At 73.6% G+C, this 18,471-nt stretch carries 14 protein-coding genes; 7 read left to right on the top strand and 7 right to left on the bottom strand.

Features of this window, described 5'->3' with window-relative positions:
• Positions 1-8 precede the first annotated feature (8 nt).
• The gene (locus ACWH4W_RS10590) at positions 9-1,619 is read left to right on the top strand and encodes an N-acyl-D-amino-acid deacylase family protein (RefSeq protein WP_473075512.1); all 1,611 of its coding nucleotides are present in this window, start codon (positions 9-11) and stop codon (positions 1,617-1,619) included.
• Between the two features lie 21 nt (positions 1,620-1,640).
• Here ACWH4W_RS10590 and ACWH4W_RS10585 read toward each other — a convergent pair whose 3' ends face one another.
• Positions 1,641-2,531: a S1 family peptidase gene (locus ACWH4W_RS10585; RefSeq protein ID WP_473075511.1), complete on the bottom strand. Its 891-nt coding sequence runs from the start codon at positions 2,529-2,531 to the stop codon at positions 1,641-1,643.
• A gap of 297 nt (positions 2,532-2,828) precedes the next feature.
• Here ACWH4W_RS10585 and ACWH4W_RS10580 point away from each other — a divergent pair, with 297 nt between their 5' ends.
• Entirely contained in the window at positions 2,829-4,040 is a 1,212-nt protein-coding gene (locus tag ACWH4W_RS10580) for a pyridoxal phosphate-dependent aminotransferase (RefSeq protein WP_473075510.1), read from the top strand.
• Positions 4,041-4,185: 145 nt separating this feature from the next.
• Positions 4,186-4,611, top strand: coding sequence for an SCO4983 family protein (locus tag ACWH4W_RS10575; protein WP_473075509.1), 426 nt, complete (start codon positions 4,186-4,188; stop codon positions 4,609-4,611).
• 617 nt (positions 4,612-5,228) lie between these two features.
• On the opposite strand, the gene ACWH4W_RS10570 is transcribed toward ACWH4W_RS10575, so the two are convergent.
• From ACWH4W_RS10570 to ACWH4W_RS10560, 3 genes are all read right to left on the bottom strand, one after another.
• Positions 5,229-5,579, bottom strand: a complete 351-nt coding sequence (locus ACWH4W_RS10570; protein WP_473075508.1) for a MerR family transcriptional regulator — start codon at positions 5,577-5,579, stop codon at positions 5,229-5,231.
• A gap of 22 nt (positions 5,580-5,601) precedes the next feature.
• Entirely contained in the window at positions 5,602-6,555 is a 954-nt protein-coding gene (locus ACWH4W_RS10565; protein ID WP_473075507.1) for an aldo/keto reductase, read from the bottom strand.
• Between the two features lie 490 nt (positions 6,556-7,045).
• Positions 7,046-8,866 carry a phosphoenolpyruvate carboxykinase (GTP) gene (locus ACWH4W_RS10560; protein ID WP_473075506.1) on the bottom strand — a complete coding sequence of 607 codons (1,821 nt, stop codon included), beginning with the start codon at positions 8,864-8,866 and terminating at the stop codon, positions 7,046-7,048.
• A gap of 327 nt (positions 8,867-9,193) precedes the next feature.
• Here ACWH4W_RS10560 and trhA point away from each other — a divergent pair, with 327 nt between their 5' ends.
• The gene (gene trhA / locus ACWH4W_RS10555) at positions 9,194-9,907 is read left to right on the top strand and encodes a PAQR family membrane homeostasis protein TrhA (protein ID WP_473075505.1); all 714 of its coding nucleotides are present in this window, start codon (positions 9,194-9,196) and stop codon (positions 9,905-9,907) included.
• Positions 9,908-10,316: 409 nt separating this feature from the next.
• Entirely contained in the window at positions 10,317-11,048 is a 732-nt protein-coding gene (locus ACWH4W_RS10550; RefSeq protein ID WP_473077467.1) for a Mut7-C RNAse domain-containing protein, read from the top strand.
• A gap of 19 nt (positions 11,049-11,067) precedes the next feature.
• Here the strand turns inward: ACWH4W_RS10550 and ACWH4W_RS10545 are convergent, their stop codons facing one another.
• Positions 11,068-13,107 carry a thioredoxin domain-containing protein gene (locus ACWH4W_RS10545; protein ID WP_473075504.1) on the bottom strand — a complete coding sequence of 680 codons (2,040 nt, stop codon included), beginning with the start codon at positions 13,105-13,107 and terminating at the stop codon, positions 11,068-11,070.
• A 188-nt stretch (positions 13,108-13,295) separates the two neighbouring features.
• Between ACWH4W_RS10545 and ACWH4W_RS10540 the strand changes: the two genes are divergently transcribed.
• On the top strand, positions 13,296-16,496 hold the full coding sequence (locus ACWH4W_RS10540) for a tetratricopeptide repeat protein (RefSeq protein ID WP_473075503.1): 3,201 nt from the start codon (positions 13,296-13,298) through the stop codon (positions 16,494-16,496).
• A 299-nt stretch (positions 16,497-16,795) separates the two neighbouring features.
• Here the strand turns inward: ACWH4W_RS10540 and ACWH4W_RS10535 are convergent, their stop codons facing one another.
• Both ACWH4W_RS10535 and mca read right to left on the bottom strand, forming a co-directional pair.
• The gene (locus ACWH4W_RS10535; protein ID WP_473075502.1) at positions 16,796-17,038 is read right to left on the bottom strand and encodes a hypothetical protein; all 243 of its coding nucleotides are present in this window, start codon (positions 17,036-17,038) and stop codon (positions 16,796-16,798) included.
• On the bottom strand, positions 17,031-17,912 hold the full coding sequence (gene mca, locus ACWH4W_RS10530) for a mycothiol conjugate amidase Mca (protein ID WP_473075501.1): 882 nt from the start codon (positions 17,910-17,912) through the stop codon (positions 17,031-17,033). The genes ACWH4W_RS10535 and mca overlap by 8 nt, the downstream gene beginning before the upstream one ends.
• Before the next feature lie 148 nt (positions 17,913-18,060).
• Here mca and ACWH4W_RS10525 point away from each other — a divergent pair, with 148 nt between their 5' ends.
• Complete coding sequence (locus ACWH4W_RS10525) at positions 18,061-18,459, top strand: DUF4307 domain-containing protein (protein WP_473075500.1); 399 nt, start codon at positions 18,061-18,063, stop codon at positions 18,457-18,459.
• The last annotated feature ends 12 nt before the right edge of the window (positions 18,460-18,471 follow it).

The following is an 18,471-nucleotide window of genomic DNA, read 5'->3' as shown; positions in this document are numbered from 1 at the left end:
GCAGGGCCGTGGAAGAACTCGTCATCCGGGACGCGGACGTCGTCGACGGCTCCGGTGAACACGCGTACCGCGCGGACGTGGTGGTGGACGGCGGCCGCATCGTCTCCCTCGTGAAGGAGGCGGCGGACGCGGGGTGCCAGCGTCCGAAGGCGCGGCGCGAACTGGACGCGGAGGGGCTGGTGCTGGCCCCGGGCTTCATCGACATGCACGCGCACAGCGACCTGGCGCTGCTGCGGGACCCCGACCACAGCGCCAAGGCCGCGCAGGGCGTCACCCTCGAGGTGCTGGGCCAGGACGGGCTGTCGTACGCGCCGGTGGACGACCGGACGCTGGGCGAGGTGCGGCGGGCGATCGCCGGGTGGAACGGCCCGGGTGACGACGTGGACGTCGACTGGCGGTCGGTGGGCGAGTACCTGGACCGGCTGGACCGGGGCGTCGCGGTGAACGCGGCGTACCTGATCCCGCAGGGCACCGTGCGCGCGCTCGCCGTCGGCTGGGAGGACCGCGAGGCGACGCCCGAAGAGCTGGACCGGATGCGGCGGCTGGTCGCGGAGGGCATGGAGCAGGGCGCGGTCGGCATGTCGTCGGGGCTGACGTACCCGCCCGGCATGTACGCCCCGGACGCCGAACTGACCGAACTGTGCCGGGTGGTGGCCTCGTACGGCGGCTACTACTGCCCGCACCACCGCTCCTACGGCGCCGGCGCGCTGGAGGCGTACGCGGAGACGGTGGCGCTGGCCCGGGAGGCGGGCTGCCCGCTGCACCTCGCGCACGCCACCATGAACTTCGGCGTGAACAAGGGGCGGGCGCCCGAACTGCTGGCGCTGCTGGACGAGGCGCTGGACGCGGGCGCCGACATCACCCTCGACACCTACCCGTACACCCCCGGCTGCACCACCCTGGTGGCGCTGCTGCCGAGCTGGGCGAGCGAGGGCGGCCCGGAGGAGATCCTGCGGCGGCTCGCGGACGAGGGGACGGCCGCGCGGATCCGGCACGACCTGGAGGTCACCGGCTCGGACGGCTGCCACGGTGTGCCGGTGGAGTGGGAGACCATCGAGATCTCCGGGGTCGGCGACCCGGCGCTGACCGCGTACGTGGGCCGTACGGTGCTGGAGTCGGCGCGGGCGCGCGGGGAGGCCCCGTGGGCGGTGGCGAGGGAGCTGCTGCTGAAGGACCGGCTCGCCCCGACGATCCTCCAGCACGTGGGCCACGAGGAGAACGTCCGGGCGATCATGCGCCACCGGGTGCACACCGGCGGCTCGGACGGCATCCTCCAGGGCGCCAAGCCGCACCCGCGGGCGTACGGCACGTTCCCCCGCTATCTGGGCCACTACGTGCGGGAGCTGGGGGTGCTGTCGCTGGAGGAGTGCGTGGCGCACCTGACCTCGCGCCCGGCGGCGCGGCTGCGGCTGGCGGACCGGGGGCTGGTCCGCGAGGGCTACAAGGCGGACCTGGTGCTGTTCGACCCGCGCACGGTGGACGCCGGTTCGACCTTCGCCGAGCCGCGCACGCTGCCCAGGGGCATCCCGTACGTCCTGGTCGACGGGCGGTTCGTGATCGAGGACGGGCGGCGCACGGACGTGCTGGCGGGGCGGGCGGTGCGCAGGAGTCCGCGCTGACCGTCCGCCCCGCCGGGCCTGTCAGGGCTTGGGCACGGTACAGCCGCTCGCGCTCAGGTCGAGCCGGTTGCCGGTGGTGAAGCAGGCGGTGAAGGGGTAGGTCTGCTGGGCGTAGTTGACGCCCTGGCGGACCGTGACGCCGCCGTTCGCGTCGACCTCGCACGGGTTGTTGAGCGTGCAGCGGCCGCCGTCCTCGTTGCCGGTGTTGTTGACGGCGACCACCTGTCCGGTGGCGTCGTCGACCACCGGGGAACCGGAGGTCCCGCCGATGGTGTCGCAGGCGGAGGTGTAGCGGACCGAGTCCTTCCAGGTCCAGTCGCCCTCCTTCAGCCGGTGGGCGAAGCCGTCGACGGAGCAGCGGTAGATCCGCTTCCAGTAGCCGGAGACCACGCTGATGGCGGTGCCGGCGGCCGGGCGGCTGCCGCTGAGGGTCAGCGGGTCGATCCCGTACGAGCTCTTGATGCGCGCGTACGTGGTGTTCAGGCGGTAGATCGCGGCGTCCGTGTCGGTCATGGTCGCGTAGACCAGCCGGTCGGCGCGCAGGGTGGCGACCCTGGTGCCGGAGGCGTTCAGCAGGCCGAAGGTGCGGCTGGACGCCCGGTCGGTGAGGACCTGGCCGGGCGCGGGGAAGCCGCTCTCCAGGCAGTGGCCGTTGGTGAGCACCAGCGCCGGGTCGGTGGCGGCCGAGCCCGGCATGCGGACGACGGAGCCGGAGCAGTTGCTCAGCGAGACGGTGCCCGCGAAGTTCACCGCGGCGGCCTTCGGCGCGGTGCGCCCCGGCAGGGTGTCCGCGACGGCCCCGGCCGGGGCCGGGGCCGCGCCCGTGGGGTGAGGCGCGGCGGCGACCGCGGGGGCCGCGCCCGCCCCGGCGAGCGCCAGGGCGCAGAGCGCGACGACGAGAGGTTTTCTCATGTGGGGTCCCCTCAATGCGGCGTCGGGCGGCCGGATCGCTCCGACCGCCCACAAAATTGTCATGCGCATTGTCAGCATGGGGACGCCGGGCGGACAAGGGCGCGTTTCCGGCGGCGGCCGGACACGGGACGGCCAAGAGGCCCATCCCTGAACGCCGGGCACGCGGAGGCCCGGCGCAGGGGCGGGGGAGACGCGCGCCCGCGACCGCCCCACCGGGGACGAAAACACCCGAACCGACGCGTCTCACGTGGCGGAAAACACGGCCCGAGGGGCCATACCGGGCCGTAAGCTCCCAGCATGCAGGTGATCCAGTCGACCAAGCTCGCCAACGTCTGTTACGAGATCCGGGGCCCGGTGCTCGAGGAGGCGATGCGGCTGGAAGCGGCCGGTCACCGCATTCTCAAGCTGAACACGGGCAACCCGGCGGCGTTCGGCTTCGAGTGCCCGCCCGAGATCCTCGAGGACATCCTCCGCAACGTGTCGACGGCGCACGGCTACGGCGACGCCAAGGGCCTGCTGGCCGCGCGCCGGGCGGTCGTCATGCACAACCAGACGCTCGGCATCGAGACCGACGTCGAGCACGTCTTCATCGGCAACGGCGTGTCCGAGCTGATCGTGATGGCGATGCAGGGCCTGCTCGACGACGGCGACGAGGTGCTCGTCCCCGCGCCCGACTACCCGCTGTGGACGGCCGCCGTCTCCCTCTCCGGCGGCACGGCGGTGCACTACCGCTGCGACGAGCAGTCCGACTGGATGCCGGACCTCGCCGACGTGGAGCGCAAGGTCACCGACCGCACCAAGGCGATCGTGATCATCAACCCGAACAACCCGACCGGCGCGGTCTACGACGAGGCGGTGCTCAAGGGCCTGACCGACATCGCCCGCCGCCACAACCTGCTGGTCTGCTCGGACGAGATCTACGACAAGATCCTCTACGACGACGCGCGGCACGTGCCGACCGCGTCCGTCGCCCCCGACCTGCTCACCCTCACCTTCAACGGCATGTCGAAGGCGTACCGGGTGGCCGGCTACCGGGTGGGCTGGATGTCGATCTCCGGCCCGCGCGCCCACGCCGACTCCTACATCGAGGGCCTGACCGTCCTGGCCAACATGCGCCTGTGCGCGAACATGCCGGGCCAGCACGGGGTGGTCGCGGCGCTCAGCGGCCGCCAGACGATCGACGACCTGGTGCTGCCGGGCGGGCGGCTGCGCGAGCAGCGGGACGCGGCCTACGAGCTGCTGACCCAGATCCCGGGCGTGAGCTGCGTGAAGCCCAAGGGCGCGCTGTACCTCTTCCCGCGCCTGGACCCCAAGGTCTTCACGATCGAGGACGACCGGCGGATGGTGCTGGACCTGCTGCGCAGCGAGAAGATCATGGTCGTGCAGGGCACCGGCTTCAACTGGCCGGACCCGGACCACTTCCGGGTGGTCACCCTGCCGTCGGTCACCGACCTGCGGGACGCGGTCGGCCGCATCGCCCGCTTCCTCGACGGTTACAGCCAGCACTGAGGGCCGGCGCCACGCCGGCCCGGCCGGCCGCGCACGCCGGAGCGACCCGCGCACCACACCTGAAACCGGTCAATTCCAAACCCGACTCAACTTTAGACAGAATCTAAGCTAGGATGTCTTCCTGTCAGCACCCAGGAGGCCATCCATGTACGAACCGATCCGCTCCAAGTCGGTCCACAGCACGATGGCCGGCCCCCACGACTTCCCCCACAGGTCCCGCGAGGAGGAGCTGGACATCCAGCTCGCGGGCCATCTCGCCGCCCTGCTCGCCGTCACCGACGAGCTGCGCGCGGCAGCGCCCTCGGCCGATCTGGAGACCGCGGCCGAGCGGCTCGCCCAGGAGATCACCCGCCTGCGGGGAGGACGTACGCCGGCCCGTGCGACGGCGGCCGCGCACCGCCGCGAGCCCGACCCGGCGGCCCTGCACCGGAGGGCGCACGCGCTCGCCGGACGCGCCCTGGTCGTCGCCGCGTCCCGGGCGGACACGACGGCGGCGATCCTGGCCGCCGAGCGGATGGACGCGCACACCGCGGCCCTGAAGCCGCGCCCCCTCGCGTCCTCCGCCCACTGAGCCCCCACGGGGCTCCCCCGTACGGCCCCGGTCCGCGCGCAACCCGCAGCGACGCGCGGACCGGGCGCCACACCACGTCCCGGCTCGGGCTGTACGCACCACCCGGCCGTCCCCGGCGCACGGCCCCTGTTACTCGAGCGCCTCCACGAAGGAGGCCCGGGCAGGGGCCGCGACGGTCGGGACGGGACCGCCGGGGCCTTGGAGTCGCGGACGGGGACGCCGGCGGTGCGGGCGTCGCAGGCCTCGACGCAGTCGCCGCCGTCGCCGTTGCTGCTCCTGCGCCGGACGGCAGCGCCCAAGTCCATCCCGCTGCTTGCCCCTCCGCACATCCTCAGCCGCTTGGACGGGGCACCGGCTGAGCCGTAGCGCGACAGGTGCCGCACAGGCGGGCTCGTCGTCACCTGCGGGGTGGATCGTTGTCGATCATCTCGGCCCCGTTGTTCGGCGCGGGGATCACGCAACGGGGACCGAGGTGACAGCGGGAATGCCGTGAGCCCATCTGTCCGCCCGAGTGAGCACGGACGGCGTGCCACTGCCGGCTTCAGATGGCGAGGGAGCAGGGGCGGTGGGCGATGTGCGGTGGGCGGAGCCCACGTCGAGCGCGGGACCCGCGGCACTCAGCTGTAGTAGGCGATCTTGTCGTCGAGGACCTCCAGGGCCCGGCGCAGCGCCGCCACCCGCTGCTCCAGGGTGGCACGGCGCTCGCGGAGGAAGGCGACCCGGTCCTGCGCAGAATGCTCGGCGCGCAGGATGGCGACGAATTCCCGCAGATCCGCGATGCCGAGGCCGGCGTCACGAAAGCACGTGACCAGACCGATCCAGAAAAGGTCGTCCTCGGTGTACTCCCGGCGCCCCCCGGGGGAGCGCCGGATCGGTCCGATCAGCCCTTCGCGCTCGTAGTAGCGCAGTGTGTCGATGGAGACGCCGGTGCGGTCGGCCGCTGCTGCCGGGGTGAGGAGAGTGGTCACAGGGCTCCTTGTCCGGCCGTTGCTACCGCGCTTCGGCGAAGCGCGCCAGGTGTTCGTCGCTCAGCCGCACACGGCGTGCGGCGAGTGCCTCCTCGATCTGCTCCACCCGGCTCACGCCGACGATGGGGTCGATCCCCCGGCGCATCAGCCATGCGAGGACGACCTGGTTCCTCGTGGCCGCCAGTTCGCCGGCCACGTCGTCCAGAACCGAGAGCACCCGGGTGGTACCGGGGTGATCATAGGTCCGCGGAAGGGGCTTGTCCGCGCGCACGTAGGAACCCCACATCAGCGAGCTGTACGACCACATGGTGAGCCCCTCCGACCGCGCGAGGTCCAGGTCCTCGTCGGTGAGCAGGCGATGGCCGCCCTCCGCGAGCGGGGTGAGGGGGCGCGGCTGGACAAGTGAGTGGCGCAGCTGCAGGGCCGTCCACGGCTCCACGCCCTGCTCCCGGGCGAGTGACCGGGCGCGCTCGACGCGCCAGGCAGCATGATTCGCCGCCCCGACGCGCAGAGCCGCTCCCTTCGTGACCAGCTCGCCGAAGGCGCCGACGGTCTCCTCCAGCGGCACAGTGCGGTCCTCGGCGTGAGCCCAGAGGAGATCGACGTGGTCGACCCCGAGGCGCCCCAGGCTCCCCTCGACACCCATGCGTACGGCAGGGGCGGAAAGCCCTTCGGCGCTCTGTGGCCAGGAGTGCGGAACGAGCGGATTCTGCCGGACCTTCGTCGCGATCCGCACCGCGTCGCGCGCGCCGGGGCGGGATCGGAGCCACGCGCCGATGACACGCTCGCTGGCACCGCCGACGCCACTCGGATCGGCCCAGAAGGAATAGCAGTTCGCGGTGTCGAGCCAGACACCGCCTCCGCCGACGAAGGAATCGAGGATCGCGAAAGCGTCGTCCGGGCCCACGCGGGTACCGAAGTCCATCGTCCCGAGGACGATCTGGGGGTCAGTGGTGTCGATGTCCATGCCCCCCATCCTCAGATCTGGAGCGCGCTCCAGGTCAAGTGCGATCGGGGGGACGGCCCGAGACCCGGCCTCCGGCAGCCGTCGCCGCGTGCGGCGGGCGCGTGCCGCGTGCGGCGGGCGCGTGCGGCGGGCGCGTGCCGCGAAGCCCCCTGGACGACGACGGCGCGCGCGTGACCTTCACCGCCCACGACCACGCGGCCTGAGCGCCGTCGCGGGTGCCTCGGCGGACAGCCGGACGCCCCGGTCCGGGAGGACCGGGGCGTCCGTCGGGTCCCGGCACGTTCGTGAGCCCCTGGGCGGGCCGTGCCGAAAGAGGCGGGGGCGGGCCCGGTGCCGCGTGGTCGTCCGTCGGGGCGGACGGACGGGGCGGCGCCGGGACCGGTGTCCCGCACGCCGTTGTGCGGGGTCCCGCCGGTGTGTTCCGCGGCCGGCCGGATCGTGACGATCGCTGGTCAGGGCATCCTCATACCGGCCGGCCGCGGGGTCTGTGCGGGCGTGGTCAGCCCAGGCGCTCCACCAGCGCCCGGTGCTGGTCCCACAGCTCCTTCGGGGTGTGGTCGCCGAAGGTGTCGAGGTGCTCGGGGACCAGGGCGGCCTCCTCGCGCCACACCTCCTTGTCCACGGTGAGCAGGAAGTCCAGGTCGCTGTCGGAGAGGTCGAGGCCGTCCGTGTCGAGGGCGTCCTTCGTCGGCAGGATGCCGATCGGCGTCTCGACGCCCTCCGCCTTGCCCTCCAGGCGCTCCACGATCCACTTCAGGACGCGGCTGTTCTCGCCGAAGCCGGGCCAGACGAACGCGCCCTCGTCGTTCTTGCGGAACCAGTTGACGTAGTAGATCTTCGGCAGCTTGGACTGGTCCTTGTCCTTCGCCACGTCGATCCAGTGGGCCATGTAGTCGCCCATGTTGTAGCCGCAGAACGGCAGCATGGCGAACGGGTCGCGGCGCAGCTCGCCGACCTTGCCCTCGGCGGCGGCGGTCTTCTCGGAGGCCACGTTGGCGCCGAGGAAGACGCCGTGGTTCCAGTCGAAGGACTCCGTCACCAGCGGTACGGCCGTGGCGCGGCGGCCGCCGAAGAGGATCGCCGAGATCGGCACGCCCTTGGGGTCCTCCCACTCCGGCGCGATGATCGGGCACTGGGACGCGGGCACCGTGAAACGGGCGTTGGGGTGGGCCGCCGGGGTCCCCGACTCCGGGGTCCAGTCGTTGCCCTTCCAGTCGGTGAGGTGGGCCGGGGGCTCCTCCGTCATGCCCTCCCACCACACGTCGCCGTCGTCGGTGAGGGCGACGTTGGTGAAGACGGAGTTGCCCCACAGGGTCTTCATGGCGTTGGCGTTGGTGTGCTCGCCGGTGCCGGGCGCGACGCCGAAGAAACCGGCCTCGGGGTTGATGGCGTAGAGGCGGCCGTCCTCGCCGAAGCGCATCCAGGCGATGTCGTCGCCGATGGTCTCGACCGTCCAGCCGGGGACGGTCGGCTCCAGCATGGCGAGGTTGGTCTTGCCGCAGGCGCTCGGGAAGGCGGCGGCGACGTACTTGGACTCGCCGCGCGGCGGGGTGAGCTTGAGGATCAGCATGTGCTCGGCGAGCCAGCCCTCGTCGCGGGCCATGACGGAGGCGATGCGCAGGGCGTAGCACTTCTTGCCGAGCAGGGCGTTGCCGCCGTAGCCGGAGCCGTAGGACCAGATCTCGCGGTCCTCGGGGAAGTGCGAGATGTACTTGGTGCTGTTGCAGGGCCAGGGGACGTCCTCCTGGCCGGGCTCCAGCGGGGCGCCGACGGAGTGCACGGCCTTGACGAAGAAGCCGTCGGAGCCGAGTTCGTCCAGGACCGGCTGTCCCATGCGGGTCATGGTGCGCATGGAGACGGCGACGTACGCGGAGTCGGTGATCTCCACGCCGAGGGCGGACAGCGGCGAGCCGAGCGGGCCCATGCAGAAGGGGACGACGTACATGGTGCGGCCGCGCATGGAGCCGCGGAAGACGCCCTTCTCGCCCTGGAAGATCTCCCGCATCTCGGCGGGGGCCTTCCAGTGGTTGGTCGGGCCGGCGTCCTCCTCCTTCTCGGAGCAGATGAAGGTCCGGTCCTCGACCCGGGCGACGTCGGTCGGGTCGGAGGCCGCGTAGTAGGAGTTCGGGCGCTTGACCGGATCGAGCTTCCTGAACGTGCCCTTGGCGACGAGCTCCTCGCACAGGCGCTCGTACTCGGCTTCCGAGCCGTCGCACCAGACCACGTTGTCCGGCTGCGTCAGCTCTGCGATCTCGTTGACCCAGGAGATCAGTCCCTGGTGGGTGGTGGGGACGCCGGGTTCCGCGATGTCGCGCGCCACGTTTGCTCCTAAATGAGGGTTTTGTGGTTGTGGAGGCCCCGTGGGGGCTGCGACCCGGATGCGGGAAGTGGTGACTTGGGCGCTCATCCGGTGTCGACCGCACTCATTTGATCATCCGATGTGCGCGCCCATCTGTCCAGAGGGCCTCACAAGTGAGCAACGTGACGCTGACCACGGTTGTCGTGCGGCTTTACGCGCACATGGAGGGGACGAGACCGAATCTTTGCGTGACGGGGCGCACCGGCCGGCGTGAGAGGATGGCCACTTCGCAGGGCCCGACAGATCGTCCAGAGGCGTAACTTACGGTCCCGTAGGTACCATGCCGACATGACTGCGTTCGCCCCCGACACGCCCAAGGACCCTCAGGCCGAAGGCCGGGGCCCGGTGGCGACCTCTCTGCCGCATCCCGTCAAGCCGAAGCTCCGCGGCTGGCTCCACCTCGGCATGTTCCCGGCCGCACTGGTCGCCGGGCTGGCCCTCACCGCGTCCGCCGACTCCCCCCGGGGCCGCCTCGCCTGCGGTGTCTACGCCCTGACCGCCTGCCTGCTCTTCGGCGTGAGCGCGCTGTACCACCGGGGCGACTGGAGCCCCCGCATGGACGGCGTGCTGCGCCGCCTCGACCACGCCAACATCTTCCTGATCATCGCGGGCACCTACACCCCGCTGACGGTCCTGCTGCTGCCCGACTCCGAGGGCCGCTGGCTGCTGTGGGGCATCTGGGCCGCGGCGGCCGCCGGGATCCTCTTCCGCGTCTTCTGGGTCGGCGCCCCGCGCTGGCTCTACACGCCCTGCTACATCGCGATGGGCTGGGCCGCGGTGTTCTACCTGCCGGACTTCCTGCGCGCCGGCGGCGTCGCCGTGGTCGTCCTGGTCATCGTGGGCGGCGTGCTCTACAGCGTCGGCGGCATCGTCTACGGCCTCAAGAAGCCCAACCCCTCGCCCCGCTGGTTCGGCTTCCACGAGGTGTTCCACTCCTTCACCCTGGCCGCCTTCATCGCCCACTACGTGGGGATCTCGCTGGTGGCCCACCAGCACGCGTAGGGGCCCCGGGGAGCGTTCCGCCCCGCACGCAAGGCCGCGGCACCGATGCCGCGGCCTTTCTCGTGCCCGGACGCGCTCCGGTCTCGTGCCCGGACGCGCTCCGGCCGCCGGCCCTGGGGCGGACGCGGCCCGGCCCTGCGCCACCGGGCACGACGCCCGGCACTACCGGCGCGACGCCCGGGCCCGCCGCCTGTGCGACGCCCACGCCGTCGCCGAGCGGCTCGCCCTGCCCGCCCTCGCCCCCGCCCGCTCCGCCGACGCGGCGTACCCGGACGGGACGCCACCGCGACGGCCACGGCGGCCCACCGGCCCCACCGACCGGGCCGTCGACGCCATCGACGCCGCCGAGCACGGCCTGCCCGCCGCGACCTCCCGCGGCGCCGCGCCCCGGACGTGCCATCCTGACCGGGTGAACGGTCCCGAGATCCGCGTCGAGTTCGCTCCCGAGCTGCTCCTCTTCGTCCCCCGGGCACGCCCCACAGGCACCCTCCGGACACCCACCGACGGCGTCTCCAGCCTCGGCCACGTCGTCGAGTCCCTCGGCGTCCCGCTGACCGAGGTCGGCACGCTGCTGGTGGACGGCCGCGAGGTGCCCGCCGGACACGTCCCGGCCGCCGGCGAGTCGGTGACCGTCCGCCCCCACGCCCACCCGCAGCGGGTGCCCGGCGCCCCCCTGCGCTTCCTGCTCGACGTCCACCTCGGCACCCTCGCCCGCCGGCTGCGGCTGCTGGGCGTGGACACCGCGTACGAGTCGACCGACATCGGCGACCCCGCGCTGGCCGCCCGCTCGGCCGCCGAGCAGCGGGTCATGCTCAGCCGCGACCGGGGCCTGCTGCGCCGCCGCGAACTGTGGGCGGGCGCCTTCGTCTACAGCACCCGCCCCGAGGAGCAGCTGGCGTACGTCCTCGACCGGTTCGCCCCCGAGCTGCGGCCCTGGACCCGCTGCACCGCCTGCAACGGGCTGCTGCGCGCGGCCGGCAAGGAGGACGTCGCCGACCAGCTCGAGGAGGGCACCCACCGCACGTACGACGTGTTCGCCCAGTGCTGCGACTGCGGGCGTGCCTACTGGAAGGGCGCGCACCACGAGCAACTGGAGGCGATCGTGGAGCGCGCGGTGGCGTCGCGGGCGGAGCGCGGCTGACGACGCCGTACGACGACTCTCACGCCCGCCCGCCGAGCGCCGTCCGCAGCCGGTCCGGGTCGGTGGTCGGGGCGTCGCAGGTGAAGTCGCGGCAGACGTAGGCGGCCGGGGCGCCGTCGACGAGGGGGCGGTCCGCGAGCAGCGGGAACTCGTCGCCGCCTGCCGTGCCCACGGCGACCACCGCGCCGGGCGCGGTGCCCAGCAGGGCCGTGCGGTGCAGCTCCGCGGTCGCCGGGTCGTCCGGGCCCCGCCCGACCACCGCGACCTCGCGCGGCCCGTCCAGCACGGCCTCGGCGACCGCCAGGCCCCAGCCGATGAACCGCGGCACGCGCGGGCCGAGCGCCTTCACCACGCCCAGGGCCCGCTCGGCGGCCGTGCGGTGCGGCTCGGAGCCGGTGTGCGCGGCGTAGCCGAGCAGCGCGCCCGCGGCGGCGGTCCAGCCGGACGGGGCCGCGTTGTCCGTCGGGTCCTGCGGGCGCCGGATCAGCCGCTCCGCGTCCGACGCCGTGTCGTACAGCGCGCCCGACCCGGCGTCCCGGAAGCGGGTCAGGATGTGGTCGACGAGCAGGCCCGCGAAGTCCAGCCACACGCCCTCGCCGGTCACCGACGCCAGCGCCAGGAAGCCCTCGGCGACGTCGGCGTAGTCCTCCAGCACGCCCGCGTTGCCGCCCGCCCGGCCGTCCTTGCTGGTCCGGGCGATGCGGGCGTGCTCGTCCAGGTGCACCCGCACCAGCAGGTCACCGGCGGCCACCGCGGCCTCGACCAGGTCCGGCCGGCCGAAGTACGCGCCGGTCTCGGCGAGCGCGGCGATCGCCAGGCCGTTCCAGGCGGCGACCACCTTGTCGTCCCGTCCGGGCGCGGGCCGCCGGTCGCGCGCCGCGAGCAGCCGCTCCCGGATGCCGTCGACGCGGGACGCGTCGAACACCTCGTCGCGCTGCGGGAGCTGGAGCACCGACGCGCCCTCCTCGAAGGTGCCCTCCTCGGTCACCCCGAAGTACCGGGCGGCCAGCTCCGCGTCCGCGTCGCCGAGCACCTCGCGCAGCTGCGCCGGCGTCCACACGTAGTAGGCGCCCTCCACGTGCCGTCCGGTGCCGTCGTCGCTGTCGGCGTCCAGCGCGGACGCGAACCCGCCCTCCGGTGTGCGCAGCTCGCGGACCATGAAGTCGGCCGTCTCCAGCGCGACCCGGCGCGCCGGCTCCGAGCCGGTGCTCCGCCACAGGTGGGCGTAGACCCGGCAGAGCAGGGCGTTGTCGTAGAGCATCTTCTCGAAGTGCGGGACCACCCAGTCGCGGTCCACGGAGTAGCGGGCGAAGCCGCCGCCGAGCTGGTCGTAGATGCCGCCGCGCGCCATCCGCTCGCAGGTGTCCGCCGCCATCTGCAGCGCGCCCTCCGCGCCGGTGCGGGCGTGGTGCCGCAGCAGGAACTCGATCACCATGGACGGCGGGAACTTCGGCGCCCCGCCGAAGCCGCCGCGCCGCGCGTCGTACTCGCGGGTCAGGCCGAGCAGCGCCTGCGCCAGCTCCTGCTCGCCGGGCACCTGGTCGTCGCCGACGGACAGCTCCCGGCCGGCCAGGTCCCGCGTGATCTTCCCGGCGACCTCGCCGACCTCGTCCCGCCGTTCCTCCCAGGCCTGCCGGACGCCCTCCAGCACCTGCCGGAACGACGGCATGCCGTGCCGGGGCTCCGGCGGGAAGTAGGTGCCGAAGTAGAACGGCTCGGCGTCGGGGGTGAGGAACACCGTCATCGGCCAGCCGCCGTGCCCGGTCGCCGCCTGCACCGCCTCCATGTACACGGCGTCGACGTCCGGCCGCTCCTCGCGGTCGACCTTGATGTTGACGAAGTGCGCGTTCATCTCGTCGGCGGTGGCCCGGTCCTCGAAGGACTCGTGGGCCATGACGTGGCACCAGTGGCAGCTGGAGTAGCCGACGCTCAGCAGCACCGGCACGTCGCGCCGCCGCGCCTCCGCGAAGGCCTCCTCGGACCAGGTCCACCAGTCGACGGGGTTGTCGGCGTGCTGGAGGAGGTAGGGGGACGTGGCCTGCGCAAGTCGGTTCGCCATGTCTCCATCCTCGCGCACTCCGCCCGCCCGGCGCGGGACGGGCGGCGCCGCGGCACGTCCCGCGCCCCGGGCGCCCCGGCGCGTGAAGGGAGCATGACGGCGCGGTCGAGGGCCGTCACACCCTCGCGCCGGGGCCCCGGCCGCAGCACACTCGTAGGGACGCGATCGCCGCCGGAGGGGGACGGGACATGAGGGACGGTCATCGGGCCGATGCCGAACGGCTGTTGGCGCGGGCCGTGGAGGAGGAGGTGCGCCGGTCGGGCGGGCGCACCGACGGCAAGGTGCTGCTCTCCCGGGCGCGTGGCGCGCTGGACGCGATGGCGCGCACGGCGGCCGAGGAGTACGCGGCGTACACCCGCGCCCTGGACGAGGCGGAGGCGGACCGGCTCACGTTCCGGCAGCGGTACGCCCGTGAGGGCGGCGGGACGCCGTTGCTGGTGGCCGGGGTCGCGGGTGTGGCGGCGGTCGTCGCCGACATGGCGCTCGGCACGGGCACCGGGACCGCGCTCGGCGCGGGCGTGGCCGTCGGGGTGGCCGGAGCGGCGACGACCGTGGTGAAGGTCGCCGGGTCGCACCTGCCCGCCGCTCACCACCGCGCCGGCGCGGCCGGCCAGCCGGGCGGGGTGGAGCAGCTGCGGCTGCAGTGGCTGACGGCGCTGGAGGTGCGCGGCATCCGGCCCTTCCTCGACCAGCAGCGGATCCTCGCCGCGTCCACGGCGCCGAAACGGACCGGGCCGCGGCTGCGGGGCGCCGACAAGAGCGCGGCGGCCCGCGGACGGAGTGTCCTGGAGCAGTCGTTCGGGCAGCTCCCGGAGCCGCACGGCCCGTTCGCGGGGCGGCGGCAGGAGATGGCGCGGATCCGGCAGTGGGTGCAGGCGGCCCGCGCGAGCACGGAGACCAGACCCACGGTGGTGGTGCTGCACGGGGCGCCCGGCAGCGGCCGTACGACGCTGGCGGTGCGGGCGGCGCACGAGCTGAAGGACTACTTCCGCGGGGCCTGCGTGGTCGACCTGCGCGGCGACGGCTCCGGCGAGCCCGCGCTGTCCACGCGGGACGCGCTGCTGCACCTGCTGAACCGGCTCGGCGCGCCGCGCGAACAGCTGCTGTTCCGGGAGCGGACCTCCCCGGACCAGCAGGTCAGACGGCTGAGCGAGCTGTACCACCAGCATCTGACCGGCACACCGGTCACCATCGTCCTCGACGACGCCTCCGACCCGCAGCAGGTCCGCACGCTCCTCCCCGAGCGCTCCGACAGCCTGGTGCTGGTCACCTCCCGCTCCCCGCTGGGGCTGCCCGAGGACCTGCCCGCGCGGGTGCACCGGCTGCCGGTGGAGCCGCTGGACGCGGCCGGCGCGGAGGAACTGCTGACCGCCGCCGCACAGGACGCCTCCGGCCCCTACGACGCCGAGTCCGCGGAGCGGGTACGGGAGCTGTGCGGGGGCCTGCCGCTGGCGCTGCGGCTGGCCGGTGCCGCCCTCGGGCCGCGCTCCGCGCTCACCCTCGCCACCGACCTCGGCGGCTACGGGCCCGTCGAACCCGTCGAGCGCGCCCTGTGGCTGCGCTACACCGACCAGCCGGACACCGTACGGCGGCTGCTGCGCCGGCTGGCCCTGGCCGGGCGCGCCTCGCTGGGCGCGGCCGCCGCGGCGGCGCTGCTCTCCACCGACGAGGCGGAGGCCACCCGGCACCTGGAGGCGCTGCACCGGGCCGGGCTGATCGACCGCGTCCGGCACGGCCGGTACCGGCTGCACGCCCTGGTGCGCGCCTTCGCGCAGGCCCGCCTCCTCGACGAGGAGGACCCGGAGGAGCGCGCCGCCGCGCACGAACGGCTGATCGTCACCTACGCCGAGCTCGCCGACTCGGTGCTGCGGCTGGTCGACGGCAACATGTCGACCCGCTCCGACCGCTTCGGCCCGTACGGCTTCACCTCCCTGGACGAGGCGCTGCGCTGGCTGGACGACGAGTCCAGCTTCATCACGGCGGCGCTGCGGCACGCCGAGGGCGTGAACCGGGCCGCGGTGCTGAACCTGCTGGGCGCCCTGTGCGACTACTGCCTGCTGCGCGGCGACCTCTACCGGCTGGGCGAGATCAACGAGCTGGCGCAGACCGTCGACGAGGGGCTGCTGGTCCGCTCCGTGCAGTGGCGCACGGGCATCGCGGCACGGCAGCTCGGCGAGCTGGACACGGCGCGGACCACCCTGACGTCCGTGGTGGACCTGTACCGGGAGGCGCGGCACGAGGCGGGGGCGGCGCGGGCGCTGACCTCGCTCGGCATCACCCTGCACCACCAGGGCAACCTGACGGAGGCGTCGGCGCGGCTGCGGGAGGCGATGGACCTCCAGGCGTCCGACGCGCTGGCCACCGACCGCGCCTGGACGATGCACGCGCTGGCCGCCGTGGAGCGGGACCGGGCCCGGCTGGCGGAGGCGCTGGAGCTGCTCACCGGGTCGCTGGTGCTGCACCGCGCGGGCGAGTCCCTGCACGGGCAGGCGTGGGCGCACTTCCAGCTCGGACAGCTGCACCTGCGGCGCGGCGACGTGCCCCGCGCGGAGGAGGAGCTGCGCACCGCCCTCGGCCTGTACGGCCGCACCCGCGACGCGCGCGGCGAGGCGTGGGCGCTGACCGAGCTGGCGCGGGCCCGGCTGGTGGACGGGGACGCGGGGCCGGCGGTGGAGGAGCTGCGCCGGGCCACCGCCCGGCACCGGGACAACGAGGACGCGCGCGGCGAGGCGTGGACGCTGTACTACCTGGGGCAGGCCCTGGAGGAGAGCGGCGACCTGGACCGCGCGGTGCGCGAGCTGGAACGCGCCCGCACGATGTTCTCCCGCATGCGGGACGTCTACGGTCTGGCCTGTGCCCGCCACCACTCGGCGCGGGTGACCCGCGACCAGCGGGCGGCCCGGACCGGCTCACTGCGCAACTCCGGCTTCGCCCGGCAGCTCCTGGTGGACGCGCGCGCCGACTTCCAGCGGATCCAGGTGGCGCACGGCGAGGCGTGGACGTGCCTGGAGCTGGCGGTCGTCGACGCGGGCAACGCCCGCACCCAGCAGGCGCTGGCGCTGTGCGACGAGGCGGTGACGCTGTTCGCCTCCTACGGCGACCGGCGCGGCGAGGACTGGGCGCGCTTCCTGCGCTGCACACTCCTGCCGTACGCGGCCCCGGGCGGCACGGAGGTCGGCACGGCGGTGGCCCAGCAGGAACTCGCCGACCTGGCCGCCGCGGTCCACCCGGCCCGCGACCCGAAACTCACCGACTGCGTCGAGGCCTACCGGCTCCTCCTGGAGCGCGGCGTCAGCCTCGACGCCGGCTGGCAGGCCTGGAACCTCGGCCTGGTCCCGGGCCGCCACGCCCGCGAGGTGATGGGGGTGCCGGTCCCGCTGGACGCGTGAGAACCCCCTCCGGGGCGCCTCCGGGGCACGCGGGGGCGCGGCTTGCGGGCCGGATTCCTCGCGGCTGCGCCCAGCCGCCGGGACGGGCCGCCGGGACGGCGGTCGCGAGGCGTGTGCAAACGCCGCGGGCCGAGCGCCGGGGGCCGGCCCGGGGCCGCTCAGCCACGCCGTCGGCGTGCGCCGCCCTCGCCGGGGGCGCGCACCGGGCGCGCGGTGCACGGCGACCGGGGCCGGCCGCAGGCGCACGGCATGCGGCACCCGGCGTAGCTGCCGGGTGCCGTAGGGCTGTGGGCCTGGTGTCAGGCCGTGGAGTTGCCGCCGTCGGAGACGGCGCCGTCCGCGGCGGTCTCGTCCGCCTCCGCGAAGTTCACGCGGCCCATGTGCCGGTTCATCGACTTCATCAGCCCCCAGACCGCCACGGCCATCACCGCGAAGACGATGAAGCCGAGGACGCCGGGGGTGACCTTGTCCTCGTCGAATTCCTGGGCGAGGGGGACCAGGTGGGTCATTGCCAGGCTTGCGCTTGCGCTCATGTCAGCCATTGTCCCGGATGCCCGCGAAGAGGTCGTCCTCGGGGAGGGAGGTGTCCACGAGCGACTTCGCGAGCTCGTACTCCTCCGTCGGCCAGACCTCCTTCTGGAGGTCCAGCGGCACCCGGAACCAGCCCCCGTCGGGGTCGATCTGCGTGCGGTGCGCGATCAGCGCCTTGTCGCGGATCTCGAAGAAGTCGGCGCACGGCACGTGCGTGGTGAGCGTGCGCTCCTTGCGCTCGAACTCGTCCCACCGCTTCAGCCAGTCGCCGTAGGGCGACTCGAGGCCGCGCTCCAGCATCGCCCGGTGCAGCGCCTCGGTGCGGGGCCGGTTGAAGCCCTGGTTGTAGTACACCTTCAGCGGCTGGTACGCCGGGCCGAACTCGCCCTCCGGGTACTTCTCGGTGTCCGCCGCGCCCTCGAACGCCACCATCGTGATCTTGTGGGTCATGATGTGGTCGGGGTGCGGGTAGCCGCCGTTCTCGTCGTAGGTGGTGATCACCTGGGGCCGGAAGGAGCGGATCTTGCGCACCAGCTCGCCCGCCGCCTTGTCGACGTCCTCCAGGGCGAAGCAGCCCTCCGGCAGCGGCGGCAGCGGGTCGCCCTCGGGCAGCCCGGAGTCCACGAAGCCCAGCCACTCCTGCTTCACGCCGAGGATCTCGCGCGCCTCGTCCATCTCCTTCTTGCGCACCTCGTGGATGTGCTCCTCGATGTACGGGTCCCCCTGGAGCTTGGGATTGAGGATGGAGCCGCGCTCCCCGCCCGTGCAGGTCACCACCAGCACGTCCACCCCCTCGGACACGTACTTCGCCATGGTGGCCGCGCCCTTGCTCGACTCGTCGTCGGGGTGGGCGTGCACGGCCATCAGTCGCAGCTGGTCAGTCAAGACTCAATCCTCAAGTCGTTGGGCGCCCTGTGTGCGGCGGCGCAGTGGCAGGCTTCTATAGTGACGGAACCGGGGGGCGAAAAATTCCGGAGCGCCGCTCCCGGGGACGGTCCGGGGACGCCGGTCCCTTCCTGCCGAGGAGACGATCATGAGCACGTCGAGCACGCGGACCCCCGAGGGCCGTTACGGCCGCTCCTCGGACCAGCGCGCCGACCGCACGCTCAAGGTCGTCGGCGGGGTGCTCGCCGTCCTGTTCGCCGCCATGATCGGCTGGTTCGGCTACCACTACGTCGCGCAGAACGAGATCAGCGCCGAGCTGATCCGCTTCGAGACCGGCGAGGACGCGGTGAAGGTGCACCTGGAGGTGCACAAGGACGCCGGCGTCGTCGGTTACTGCACCGTGCGCTCCCAGTCCGCGGACGGCGCCGAGGTCGGCCGCGCCGACTTCCGCTTCGACGGGGACGCCACCCGCATCGACGAGGTGGTCACGCTGCGCACCACCTCCCCCGGCACCAGTGCGGAGCTCCTCGGCTGTCACGCCGAGTGACGCGACGGGGAA

This window comes from Streptomyces sp. DSM 120436 (genome assembly GCF_055778765.1).
Note: the sequence above shows the minus strand (reverse complement) of the source record. Positions and strands in the feature narration are given on the sequence as shown.